Source organism: Empedobacter sp. UBA5036 (assembly GCF_002415215.1).
Taxonomy (GTDB): Bacteria; Bacteroidota; Bacteroidia; order Flavobacteriales; family Weeksellaceae; genus Empedobacter; species Empedobacter falsenii_B.
The window spans coordinates 80829-93949 of record NZ_DICC01000017.1 but is presented as its reverse complement, the minus strand read 5'-3'; the positions used below and the strand labels follow the sequence as shown (position 1 = coordinate 93949).

Below are 13121 nucleotides of genomic sequence, written 5' to 3'. Positions count from 1 at the left end.
TAATGAATTTGAAAATTGTTTTATCGTTGATAGTATGCCCTTGGAGGTGTTTAAAACAGCAAGAATTAATCGCTCTAAAATTTGCAAAGAACATCAGTACAGTGCACCAAATAGAGGTTTTTGTGCTTCTCAGCATATGACTTTTTATGGCTATAAACTTCATGCTATTTGTTCTTTAAATGGTGTTTTCCAGAGTATTGATATCAGTCCCGCATCTGTTCATGACATTCATTTTTTGAAAGATGTTAAAACTCAAATGTATGATTGTTTGCTACTTGGGGATAAAGGTTATTTGTCACAAACAATTCAAATTGACTTATTTAATGAAGTTCATATTCGATTAGAAACACCGAAAAGATCCAATCAAAAAGATTACAAACCTCAGTTTTATCCATTTAAAAAGTATCGAAAAAGAATTGAAACGTTATTTTCTCAACTATGCGATCAATTTATGATTAGACGTAATTATGCAAAGACTTTTGAGGGGTTTAAAACCAGAATTCTAGCTAAAATTACTGCACAAACATTGAATCAGTACATTATTAAAATACACTTAAATCGAAATATTAACAAGCTAAAAACCAAAATTATTTAAAATGCACAACGGGTTAAATCTATATAAATAAACTTAATCTAGCAGTTGTTTATTGTACAATTCATAATAATAACCATGCTTATTTAATAATTCGCTGTTCGAACCATTTTCTAAAACATGACCATCTTCTAAAACCAAAATCTGATCAGCGCGCTTTGCAGAAGACACACGATGCGTAATAATGATGGTTGTTTTACCATTAATCTCAGAAGATAAATTATTCAAGATTTGTTCTTCGGTTTCGGTATCTACAGCAGACAAACTATCATCAAAGATTAATATTTTCGGATCATTTACCAATGCACGAGCTATAGAAACACGTTGTTTTTGACCTCCAGAAAGCGTAACGCCGCGTTCACCAACAACTGTTTCGTAACGTTCTTTAAATCGATCAATATTATCATGAACAACAGCTTTCTTCGCAAAAATTTCAGCCGTTTGCTCATCTGTATCGTCAGAACCAAACAAAATATTATTGGTTAGCGAATCCGAGAAAAGGAAAGCTTCTTGCGGAACATAACCAATTTCTTCTCGAATAGATTCTACATTAATATCATGAATATTTTTACCATCAATCAAAATTTCACCAGAAGTCGGTTCCAGCGAACGCGCAACTAACAAAGCAATTGTCGATTTTCCTGAACCTGTTTTTCCAAGAATCGCTAAAGTTTCACCTTTATTAATTTTGAACGAAACATTATCCAACGCCTTAATTCCTGTGTTTTCGTAGATATACGTCACATTTTTAAATTCGATTGTTCCTTCTACTTCATGATTGACTAATTGTTTTTCTTTCACATCAGTTTCAGCATTCAAAAATTCGTTGATACGAAACATTGATGCTTCCGCACGCTGCACAACCATTGTAATCCAACCCAACGAAGTAAATGGCCAAATTAACATATTTAGGTAAAGGAAAAATTGTGCAATAGAACCAATATCCATTGTTCCTTCTATATATTTTACTCCTCCCAAATACAAAATCACCAAATTACTCACACCAACTACAACAACCATCAATGGTCCAAAAGCTGCCTGAATTTGAGCTAAATTAAGCGCACGTTTCTGATATTCGTCTGCTTCTACTTCGTATTTAGATTTAATAAATTCTTCCGAATTGAATGATTTTATCACACGAATTCCAGCAAAAGTATCTTGTACAGATGACGAAATCGTAGATTGTTGTTCTTGTACGCGCTTACTTTTCTTGTTAATATTTCGTGCAACATTATAAATTAACAATGATAAAATCGGTAATGGAGCTAATGTATAAAGCGTTAATTGTTGATCAATTTGCAACATAAAATACGCAATGATCACAACTCGCGATACCAAATCAATTGGATACATAATTCCAGGTCCAAGATACATACGCACCAATCCGACATCTTCGGTAATACGATTCATCAAATCGCCCGTTTTGTGTTTTTTGTAAAAGGACAACGATAATTTTTGATACTTATCGTAAATCACATTTTTCAAATCGAACTCAATATAACGCGACGCCACAATAATCATTTGTCGTGTACCAACCGTCAAAACTCCTCCCAAAACTTTAAAAAAGAAAAAAGCCAAACTGGCATACATCAAACCATCTTTCAAAAGATCGAGGTTATCTGTTCCTTCTTTCTTAAAATTTCGTAGCAATTCTTCAACTGTATTAATCGCTTCTCTAATATATGTAACGGAATAAACCTGCACCCAATTGGCACAAATCGTAAAAATGAAGCCCAAAAATATTCTCCATTTATACTTCCATAAAAATTTATTTAACTTTTGTAATGATTTCACAAAACAAAATTACATTCTTTTTTTTACCTTTGCATCAATTTATTAGACGTTATATCATTGAAATTATGTTGGGAAGAAGACAACTACGCGAAAAAGTAATGCAGAATATCTATGCTTACAATAGTTTAGGAACTGAAGGCGAAGAAAGAGCGGTCGAGAAAAATATGATGAAAAGTATCGATCAAATCTATGATTTGTACATTTATCTCCTAAATTTGATTAAAGTTCAAAAGGACATTGCAGAGCATAAAATTGAACTTGCAAAATCAAAAAACTTTCCAACCCAAGAAGATTTAAATCCAAATTTAAAATTTGTTCAGAATAAAATATTCAAAATTATTGAACAAAATCTTGAATTATCTCGTTATTCAAATGACAACAAATTTTTACTTTGGGATATTTATGATTCTTATCCAAACAATATCTTTAAAAATTTGACAGAAAGCGAATTGTACAAAACGTACATGAGCAGCGACAAACATTCTTTTGAAGAAGACAAAGAATTTATCTTGAACTTTTTCGTAGAATTTATTGCTGAATATGAAGATTTGCACGATTACTTAGAAGGAATTCAGATCACGTGGGCAGACGATGTACATATTGCAAATGCGATGGTACACACAACGATAAAATCGTTCCGTCAAAACAGTTCTCCGTTGATTTCTTTGTTCAAAGTTTACAAAGATTTAGATGACAAAAAATTTACTGAAGAATTATTCCGTAAAACTATTCGTCACCAAGTAGAAACAAGAAAAATCATTGACGAAAAAGCTCAAAACTGGGAATTAGATCGTATTGCGACAATCGATTTGATTATTTTAGAAATGGCTTTGACAGAATTTTTATATTTCTCAAATATTCCTGCAAAAGTTACAATCAACGAATATGTGGAATTAGCGAAGAGTTATTCGACAGAAAAATCGCGTGTTTTTGTTAACGGAATCTTAGATAAAACATTAAAAGAGTTAAAAGACAATAATAATTTACCAAAATACGGTAGAGGTTTATTATAATCACTATTTTTTCTTAATTTTGACTAAGACAAATAATTATAAAAATGAAAAGTAAATTATTTATTTTAGGTGCATTTGCATTATCATTCGCAATCAGCTCTTGTGGAGAGAAAAAAGCTAGCGACAATTTTACAGCAGAAGAAACAGCTCAACAAGCTGAAAATGTTGTAGATCCAGCTACAGCTCCAGTTTTAACATTAGCAGAAGCAAATCACGATTTTGGAGATGTAAAAGCTAACAATAAAGTAGAAACATATATCAAGTTCAAAAACGATGGTAAATCTCCATTAGTTATTCGCGATGCGTCTGCAACTTGTGGTTGTACCGTTCCTGAATTCCCTTCTACTCCAATTGCGGTAGGAGCTACAGATTCTATCAAAGTTGTTTACACAGCTGGAAACATGAACGGAAAACAACAAAAAACAGTAACTTTAGTAACAAACACAGTAAACGGTCACGAGAAATTTGATATTTCTGCAAACGTTGTTGGAGCTACTGCAAATGATCAAAATGCGCAACAAGCATTTGGACAATAAGTATTAAATCGATAAAATATAAAAATGATTCAAACAATCTTTTTACAAGCTGGTGCACAAGGCGGAGGAATGTCTATGCTTTTGATGTTCGGAGGAATGTTCGTAATTATGTACTTTTTCATGATTCGTCCTCAACAAAAGAAAGCGAAACAAGAAAAACAATTTCAAACGGATATCAAACGTGGTGATCAAGTTGTAACAACTTCTGGAATTCACGGGAAAATCAACGAAATTTATGACGACGCTGTTATCATCGAAACTGGAGCTGGAAAAATTAAATTTGAAAAGGCTGCAATTTCTCGTGAATTAACTGCTGCACGTTATTCAAAAACGACTGACAAAGCTGAAAAATCAGACAAAGTAGTAGAAGAAAAAAACTAAGTTTAAGGTTAACATATATTTAACTGATTGCCGAAGGAATTATTCTTCGGCATTTTTTTAACTTCAAACCATGAAAAACAACCAACCTTTTGTAGCAGGTATTACTGGCGGAATAGGATCTGGCAAAAGTACAGCAGCAAAATTCTTCGAAGAATTAGGTATTCCGGTATATAATTCTGACACAAGAGCGAAAACGATTCAGAATGAAAACTCTGAAGTAAAAGTTAAAATTATTGCAGCTTTTGGTGAAGAAGCGTACAATGAAAATGGTTTGAATAAACCATATCTATCAAAACAAGTTTTTCAGAATAATGAAAAATTGAAGCTATTAAATTCAATTGTTCATCCAGCAGTTTTCCAAGATTTTGAAGATTGGAAAAAAGCTCAAAAATCGGACATTGTAATGAAAGAAGCTGCCATTTTAATAGAAAGTGGTAGTTACAAAGATTGCGATGTTGTGATAAGTGTAGTGGTCGATATAGAAACGCGAATTGCACGAACTATAGAAAGAGATGGTTTATCACGAGAAGAAATTCTTGCGAGAATAAACAATCAGATTTCGGACGAAGAACGAATCGCTAAATCAGATTTTATTATTGATAATAATGGCGATTTAGCTCACTTGAAAAATGAAGTGGAACAAACGTTTATCAAAATCAAAAAAATGATTTAATCGTCCAAATTTTAACAAAAAGATAGAAATTAGAAAAGATTAAACTATTTTTAATCATTCAATAAAAAATAAATGAAAAAAGGATTTTATAAAATCTTAATCGTTATCATGAGTGTTGCGCTTATAGGATTGATAATTATTCAATTCTATTGGCTAAACTTAACAATTCAGAATGGTACAGACAGTTTTAACAACAATGTGTACCAAGCGATGAATTATACAACAGAGAAAATAAACAAAAACGAATTAGAGCGTTATTATAAGAAATTCAATAATATACAATCTGATTTAAAATCAAATAAAGATAAACCGCAAGTTGTAACCAATCAAGTCATCAAAGATTCGCTTGGTGTAACGTACGCTTATGTAACGCGCTATGTAGTCGAAAAATCGATGTTGCCATCATCTGGAAAATACAATGACAGCTTAACAAAAGCGAATATTTATTCGCAAGAACGCGTTTTCAAAATAGACAAAGATTCTTCTGCAAGAGGAATTCCAAATCTGAATTTGAATTTTGAACACGCTTTACAAGACGGAACATTTACGTTGGAAAGTGCTGCGCGTTGGGATGCTGGTTCTACGCCAATCGACAAACGTGTGAATTATGCGATGTTAGATTCGATTTTGAAAAACGAATTACGTAACAGAGGAATTCATCAAGCAATGCCAATTTTGGCAGTTTTGAAAAAAGATTCGACAGAAACAAATGTCAAATCAAAAGATTTCGATCGTAATAAAATCGAGTTTATGGTTCCTCTATTTTTGGATAGAAAAGATCATATCGAATATTATTTAGCAGCGAATTTTGTTAACCGAAATTTAGCCATTGTTGCACCAACTGTTCCAGTTATTTCGTTGACATTTATCTTAACCATGATTATTATTACGGTTTTCTCCTTGTCAATTTATTACATGCAGTTGCAACGCAAAAGTTCAGAAATCAAGACAGATTTCATAAATAATATGACGCACGAATTCAAAACGCCTATTGCAACCATTAATATTGCGTCTGATGCTTTGCGCAACGAAAAAATATTTACTGATCCCGAAAAGGTGAAATATTATGCAGATTTGATCAAACAAGAAAACAAACGTATGAATGCTCACGTTGAGATGGTCTTACGAATGTCGAAGCTTGATCGCAATCAAATGGATATGAATTTTCAGGAAGTAAATTTGAATGGCATTGTACAAAAAAGTGTTGAGCCGATAAGATTTATTGTAGAAGAAAGAAATGGTACAATATTTGAAGAATACAATGCAGAACAATCATTTGTAAAAGGAGATCCGTTCCATTTAGAGAATATCGTTATTAATGTATTGGATAATGCTCGAAAATACTCTCCAAACACACCAGAGATTAGAGTAAAAACATACAACAAAGACAACAATTTTTTAATTGAAATTTCTGATAAAGGAATGGGTATGTCGCAAAACGTTCTGAAAAAAATATTTGAACAATTTTATAGAGAAGAAACGGGAAATATACACAATGTAAAGGGTCATGGACTTGGGTTGGCTTATGTCAAAAAAATCGTTCAGCTTCACGGCGGACAAGTTTGGGCAGAAAGTTCAGCAGGAAAAGGAAGTACTTTTTTCATTAAAATTCCTCTAAAATCATAGATCAATGAGTGATAAACAACGATTACTTTTAGTAGAAGATGATCCAAGCTTCGGAAGTGTATTAAAGGATTATTTGGTTATAAACGATTTTGACGTAACGCACGCAATCGATGGTGAGGACGGTCTTGCCAAATTTAAAGAAAGTGATTATGATCTATGCATCCTTGATGTAATGATGCCTAAAAAAGATGGTTTTACATTAGGAAAAGAGATCAAAGAACTAAAAAGTGAACAACCAATTATATTTTTAACAGCGAAAAACATGCGCGAGGATGTTTTGAATGGTTACAAAATTGGAGCAGACGATTATGTCTTAAAACCATTTGATTCGGAAGTTTTATTGTACAAAATAAAAGCTGTTTTACAACGTAATTCTGGTGAAGAAGAAAAGTTTGAACAAGAAGATTTCAAAATTGGTAAGTTTACGTTCAATGCAAAATTGAGACAATTAATTTACGATGGTAAATCACAAAAACTTTCGCCAAAAGAAAACGAATTATTACGTTTATTGGCAGTTTACAAAAATGATTTAATGCCTCGTGAGATTGCCTTAACACGTATTTGGCACGATGATAATTACTTTACATCACGTTCTATGGACGTATATATTGCGAAATTACGTAAGTATTTGAAGAAAGATCCAGCAGTAGAAATCGTGAATATTCACGGTGAAGGATTCCGACTTTTAATTCAGGAATAAGATTAATCTTTATAGAAAAAAACCTCAACTACGTTGAGGTTTTTTTGTGTTATTGTACCGTCATTTACAATAATACATTTCCAATTTTGATAGGTTTGATCTAAGACTGATTGTAGACATTCGTCCATATAAATAGACTGATTGTAGCAAGGAACAATAACCGAAATAAGAGGTTGTTGCATGATGTGTATATTAAGTGTTTCTAATTTAGCTGTTTACAATGTTACTTCATTTGTAAGAATATACAAGTTATTATTTGATGGCATTGCTCTTCTATTTTTTAAGCGTATTTATTTATCATTATTTATTTTATACGATAATTAAGATATTCTTAATGAAAAGTAGATTTACTAATTATAGCTTATGCTTTCTTATTTATAGGAATGTGGTGAGTGTATAGTGAAAAGGATGAAAGAGTTTAGCTTGTTCGTTGTCTTGTGTCACAATGGATATGCCGACAAAAGGAAAAATTGTTGATGAGTTTTGTTGTTCTTGTATTTGTGGTGATAATTTAATTTCTGCAAGTGGTGTAGCAAGGTTATCTATTGGAACATAGAAATTTTGAAAATTGATAAGATTTAACTCTAATTCTTCGGTGCAAACCAACCATCCTATACTGATTTCTAAAAAAGCGTTTGGGAATTTGGATTTGTGTTGAAATACTAGGCCTGCTTGTATTTTTAATTCATTTGTTTGGGCATTATATTCCACATAAAACGGGGATAGTTTGCACTTTTTGTTGAGTGAACGATGTTGTAATTTACCATTTTTGTAGGCTTCTACTAGTGCTGTGTACATGGTAGATTGATTGGTTTCTTTTTTTATAGTAGAAAAAAATGAAACCAATTGGTTGTGAAAAGTTCCGTCTTTTTGTTTCCAGTTGAATGGTAGTATGTGTTTCTTGAATGATGCGGAAAACATCGATAATTCTTTGAAACGTCTCTTAACTTCTATTGTATTTGGATGTTGTTGTGCTGAACTATTAACAAATCCGCCTGCATATTTTTTGACAAAAGATTTACCATTACGTTGAAAAAAAATTAAATTTCCTAATTTACCATTTATATTAAATTCATTATCTGTTTTAGCCATAAATTTACTATATTTAACTATTGAAAATCAATTAATTAAATTTAGCGAATTTATTTCTATTTTTCTCCTTTTTAATTATTTTTTACTTCTTCAACTGTATTCCTAAGTTATTTTTATAGTAGTTCTATGCTACCTCTGTGCTACCTTTATGTCGCCTCTAAGCCGACTTAAAGAGGAGGTTTGTTATAGGAATTTGTGATGATACTTCATGTATATTAGCTATAATGATGCTGAATAAATTTGTGGATTGCTTAATTTTGATTTTGATTTGTTTTATACAAACAGATTGTTTAGTGTTTCTTGCTAAATGTAGATTAGTAGAGGTTAGCTATTAGGTTTTGTTGTAAAGTAAAGTTGTTACCGATTAATATGAGCTTTTTCTAATTATAGGTATTTATATCCTTTAAATAGTCCTAATTTATATAGTAATTTTAGTAATCTTGATTTTTTTAGTAACTCTAATTTAGTAGAAATGTTGTCATTTCCATTTTATTAGTTTTAAAGATGTTCTAAAGCCAATATCTTTAATATAATTTATATACGAAATATCAAACGTTGAGTATTTCAAAATAAAAAAAATATGATTTTTAATTCTTTTATGAATTAGTTTCTTTTGTGAATTATTTAGCTTTTTTTTTAAAGTTTCTTTAATTTGCTAACCTCCTTATTATTAATATTTATAAGATTTGAATGATTTTTTGCTAACTGTGAATATATTCGGAAAAAGTATAAACGGCAGTAATCTGATTGATATAATAAACTGGGATATTGTTGATAGCAAAGCTAAAAATTAAAAGTACCACCAATAGAAATGGAAAGTAGAGAAAATTAATATCTAAATTAACACCGAAATAAATTAAAAAGACCACTAACAAAATAAGTTTCAATCCTAGATTGAAAAATATTTTATACATACCAGCCATTAGAAGCGCTTCTTTAGGGAAATTAATTTTAGACATAATTCCCTTTCCTGCGTTTACAGAAACCATAGGGCTTTGAACTGTATCAGCAAATACACTCCATAAAGTTGTACCAATCACAACAAACAAAGGATAAGGAATACCAACTCCTTGTACTGAAACAACACCTGATCCATTTAAAAACAGCCACACTAATGAGTTAATAATAACTGGAGCAAATGCCCAAAAAATACCCAAATAAGACTGTCTATACTGTGCTTGTATGTCCCTTTTAGCCATCTGATAAGCTAAAAAGTGAGAATTTGATATATCTTTAAATATATTTTTTAATTCCTTGAGGAAATGTGTTTTTTTGTCAGAAGAGTAAACTACTGTTTTTAAACTCATAGAAACTTTTTAGGTTAAGGTTTTAAGTTTATAGATTAATTTCTTCATCAACCTATAAAACCCTTTTTTAATTATATTGTTTTTCGTAATAATTTTGGTAATCGCCAGATGTTACATTGTCTAGCCATTCTTTGTTGGATAAAAACCAATCAATTGTTAGACTCAAACCTTGCTCAAACGTCACACTTGGTTTCCAACCTAATTCTTCGTTAATTTTTGTTGCATCAATTGCATAACGTAAATCATGTCCTGGACGATCTTTCACAAATGTGATTAATTGTTCTGAAGTTCCTGCTTCTTTCCCTAATTTTTCGTCCATTTGTTTACACAATTCTTTTACCAAATCGATATTTTTCCACTCGTTGAAACCTCCTACATTGTAAGAACCTCCATTTTTTCCTTCATGGAAAACTAAATCAATCGCTTTAGCATGATCGATCACAAATAACCAATCGCGTGTATATTTTCCATCTCCATAAATTGGAAGTGGATTACTGTTCAAAATATTATGAATACACAACGGAATCAATTTTTCTGGAAAATGATTTGGTCCATAATTATTCGAACAATTTGTCATCACAATTGGTAAACCATACGTATCATGATAGGCTCTTACAAAATGATCCGAAGACGCTTTTGATGCTGAATAAGGCGAATGAGGATCATAAGAAGTTTCTTCTGTAAAAAAACCTTCATCTCCTAAAGCGCCAAAAACCTCATCTGTCGAAACATGATGAAAACGTTTTCCTTCGAAATTATTGTTCCAAATCGTTTTTGCAGCATTCAAAAGATTAACCGTACCAATCACATTCGTCATCACAAATTCTAACGGATTTGTAATAGAACGATCCACGTGAGATTCAGCAGCTAAATGGATTACTCCATCTGGCTGATGTTTTTTAAAAACCTCTAATATATGTTTTGCGTCAGTAATATCAGCTTTTACAAATTCGTAATTTGATTTACTTTCGATATCTTTTAAATTCTCTAAATTTCCCGCATACGTCAACGCATCAAGGTTGATGATTTTCGTTTCAGGATATTTTAAGACAAATTCTCTTACAACGTGAGAACCGATAAATCCAGCTCCACCTGTAATTAAAATAGTTTTCATAGTATTTTTAGTTGTTATTTTTAATCGTTTCCAAACAAATCACGCGTATAAACTTTCTCTTTCACGTCAGCCAATTCAGGCGCATTTCGATTCGAGATAATCACATCACATTCTTGTTTAAAAGCTTCAAAATCATTCATCACTTTCGATCCAAAGAAAGAATCTTCTTTCAGAACTGGTTCATAAACCACCACTTCAATTCCTTTTGCTTTGATACGTTTCATCACTCCTTGAATTGCCGAAGCTCTAAAATTATCTGAACCTGATTTCATAATCAAGCGATAAACACCAACTTTTTTAGGATTTTTTGCGATGATAGAATCTGCAATAAAATCTTTTCGAGTTCTGTTTGCGTCAACAATTGCTTGAATAATATTATTCGGAACTGCATCATAATTAGCCAATAATTGCTTCGTATCTTTTGGCAAACAATATCCACCATAACCAAACGATGGATTGTTGTAATGCGAACCGATACGAGGATCCAAACCAACCCCTTCGATAATTTGTTTACTATCTAAATTGAATGTTTGCGCATAACTATCTAACTCATTAAAATAAGCGACACGCAATGCTAAATATGTATTCGAAAATAATTTGATTGCTTCGGCTTCGGTTGAATGTGTAAACAACGTCGGAATATCTTTCTTAATTGCTCCTTCTTTCAACAAATTCGCAAAAACTTCTGCTCTTTCGCTTTGCTCACCAATAATAATTCTTGATGGATACAAATTGTCGTATAAAGCTTTTCCTTCTCGCAAAAATTCGGGAGAAAAAATAATATTTTGATAATCTAATCGTGATTTTAAATCTTCAACAAAACCAACTGGAACTGTCGATTTTATAATAACTACAGCATTCGGATTATATTGTTTGACATCTTTTATAACCGATTCTACGCTTGATGTATTAAAATAATTTGTTTTTGGATCGTAGTCCGTAGGCGTTGCAACAATCACATATTCTGCATTTGCATATGCAGTTTCTTTATCTAAAGTCGCAAGAAAATTAAGCTCCTTATTCTGCAAAAAATCTATAATTTCTTTATCTTCAATTGGAGATTTTTTTGCATTGAGCATTGCAATCTTTTCTGGAACAACATCTAATGCCACTACCTCATTATGCTGAGCTAATAAAATTGCGTTAGACAGACCAACATAGCCTGTTCCCACTATTGCTATTTTCATTTATGGTTATTTAAAATTAGTTTAAGAGAACAAATTTAGTAAAATTCTCTCAATTCGTACACCAATTTACTAAAAATGAGCAAATAGACAAGTATATTTACGTTTATAAAATTGTAAAAATTGTTATTTCATTTTCAACGAACCGTTTATCTTGTTCTTCATTTGTCAAACTGTAAAAAATATCAGTCAAAATTAGTTCTGTTTTAATATTCAAATTAACTTTACAAAAGTTAAAAATATAAACGTAATGTCTGTAAATAAAGAAATCAAACGTATCACTACCGAAACTGTGCGTAACATGAAATTTACCGGAGAAAAAATTTCGATGTTAACGGCTTACGATTTTACAATCGCTTCGCTTGTAGATGCGGCTGGAACTGAAGTTATTTTAGTTGGTGATTCTGCTGCTAATGTAATGGCTGGTCACGAAACTACTTTGCCAATTACTTTAGATCAAATGATTTACCATGCTCAATGTGTCGTTCGTGGAGCAAAACGCGCTTTGGTTGTGGTTGATTTACCTTTCGGAACTTATCAATCTGATCCGCAAAAAGCCTTAGAATCTTCTGTTCGAATCATGAAAGAATCTGGTGCACACGCGATCAAATTAGAAGGTGGAAAAGAAATCGAAGAATCTATTCGTCGTATCGTAAATGCTGGTATTCCTGTTATGGGACACTTAGGTCTTACGCCACAATCTATTTACCAATTTGGTTCATATAAAGTACGTGCAAAAGAAGATGCGGAAGCAGAAAAATTAATTAGCGATGCTAAATTATTAGAAGAATTAGGATGTTTTTCATTAGTAATGGAAAAAATTCCAGCTGATTTAGCTGCTAAAGTAACAGCCTCTGTTAATATCCCTACAATTGGAATTGGTGCAGGTGCAGGTTGCGACGGTCAAGTTTTAGTTGTACATGATATGTTGGGATTAAACAACGAATTCAAACCAAAATTTGTTCGTAAATATTTAAACTTAGAAGATCAAATTCACCAAGCAATTGGACAATATGTTGCGGATGTAAAATCGGGCGACTTTCCAAATGCGAATGAACAATATTAGAAATTAAGGTTAAGGTTGAGATTGAGGAAAAGACAAAACTCAA

Annotated in this window: 14 protein-coding genes; 8 read left to right on the top strand and 6 right to left on the bottom strand. The window is 31.8% G+C overall.

The window, feature by feature from the left end:
• Positions 1 to 595, top strand: a 595-nt coding sequence (locus tag B4J88_RS02030; protein ID WP_291066084.1) for an IS982 family transposase, incomplete at its 5' end; no start/stop codon positions are given.
• 33 nt (positions 596 to 628) lie between these two features.
• Here the strand turns inward: B4J88_RS02030 and B4J88_RS02025 are convergent.
• Entirely contained in the window at positions 629 to 2386 is a 1758-nt protein-coding gene (locus B4J88_RS02025) for an ABC transporter ATP-binding protein (protein WP_286495050.1), read from the bottom strand.
• Between the two features lie 65 nt (positions 2387 to 2451).
• On the opposite strand from B4J88_RS02025, the gene nusB reads away from it, so the two are divergent.
• From nusB to B4J88_RS01995, 6 genes are all read left to right on the top strand, one after another.
• Positions 2452 to 3399, top strand: coding sequence for a transcription antitermination factor NusB (gene nusB, locus B4J88_RS02020; RefSeq protein ID WP_221854010.1), 948 nt, complete (start codon positions 2452 to 2454; stop codon positions 3397 to 3399).
• A 44-nt stretch (positions 3400 to 3443) separates the two neighbouring features.
• Positions 3444 to 3935, top strand: a complete 492-nt coding sequence (locus B4J88_RS02015; protein WP_221853954.1) for a DUF1573 domain-containing protein — start codon at positions 3444 to 3446, stop codon at positions 3933 to 3935.
• Between the two features lie 24 nt (positions 3936 to 3959).
• Positions 3960 to 4316, top strand: a complete 357-nt coding sequence (gene yajC / locus B4J88_RS02010) for a preprotein translocase subunit YajC (protein WP_221853955.1) — start codon at positions 3960 to 3962, stop codon at positions 4314 to 4316.
• 70 nt (positions 4317 to 4386) lie between these two features.
• The gene (gene coaE / locus B4J88_RS02005; protein WP_291047769.1) at positions 4387 to 4989 is read left to right on the top strand and encodes a dephospho-CoA kinase; all 603 of its coding nucleotides are present in this window, start codon (positions 4387 to 4389) and stop codon (positions 4987 to 4989) included.
• 72 nt (positions 4990 to 5061) lie between these two features.
• Positions 5062 to 6615 carry a sensor histidine kinase gene (locus tag B4J88_RS02000; protein WP_038331121.1) on the top strand — a complete coding sequence of 518 codons (1554 nt, stop codon included), beginning with the start codon at positions 5062 to 5064 and terminating at the stop codon, positions 6613 to 6615.
• Positions 6616 to 6619: 4 nt separating this feature from the next.
• Positions 6620 to 7315 (top strand): response regulator transcription factor, encoded by a 696-nt coding sequence (locus B4J88_RS01995; RefSeq protein WP_019974263.1) that lies wholly within the window; start codon positions 6620 to 6622, stop codon positions 7313 to 7315.
• Between the two features lie 2 nt (positions 7316 to 7317).
• Here the strand turns inward: B4J88_RS01995 and B4J88_RS01990 are convergent, their stop codons facing one another.
• From B4J88_RS01990 to B4J88_RS01970, 5 genes are all read right to left on the bottom strand, one after another.
• Positions 7318 to 7497, bottom strand: coding sequence for a glycosyltransferase family 2 protein (locus B4J88_RS01990; RefSeq protein ID WP_291066081.1), 180 nt, complete (start codon positions 7495 to 7497; stop codon positions 7318 to 7320).
• Between the two features lie 193 nt (positions 7498 to 7690).
• Complete coding sequence (locus B4J88_RS01985) at positions 7691 to 8407, bottom strand: hypothetical protein (protein WP_221853960.1); 717 nt, start codon at positions 8405 to 8407, stop codon at positions 7691 to 7693.
• Positions 8408 to 9108: 701 nt separating this feature from the next.
• Positions 9109 to 9714, bottom strand: a complete 606-nt coding sequence (locus tag B4J88_RS01980) for an ABC transporter permease (protein WP_291066080.1) — start codon at positions 9712 to 9714, stop codon at positions 9109 to 9111.
• A gap of 67 nt (positions 9715 to 9781) precedes the next feature.
• Positions 9782 to 10828 carry a dTDP-glucose 4,6-dehydratase gene (rfbB, locus tag B4J88_RS01975; RefSeq protein WP_114998890.1) on the bottom strand — a complete coding sequence of 349 codons (1047 nt, stop codon included), beginning with the start codon at positions 10826 to 10828 and terminating at the stop codon, positions 9782 to 9784.
• A 20-nt stretch (positions 10829 to 10848) separates the two neighbouring features.
• Positions 10849 to 12015 (bottom strand): nucleotide sugar dehydrogenase, encoded by a 1167-nt coding sequence (locus tag B4J88_RS01970; protein WP_291066077.1) that lies wholly within the window; start codon positions 12013 to 12015, stop codon positions 10849 to 10851.
• 247 nt (positions 12016 to 12262) lie between these two features.
• Here B4J88_RS01970 and panB point away from each other — a divergent pair, with 247 nt between their 5' ends.
• A complete protein-coding gene (panB, locus tag B4J88_RS01965) occupies positions 12263 to 13078 on the top strand; it encodes a 3-methyl-2-oxobutanoate hydroxymethyltransferase (protein WP_125349417.1) in 816 nt (271 codons plus the stop codon).
• The last annotated feature ends 43 nt before the right edge of the window (positions 13079 to 13121 follow it).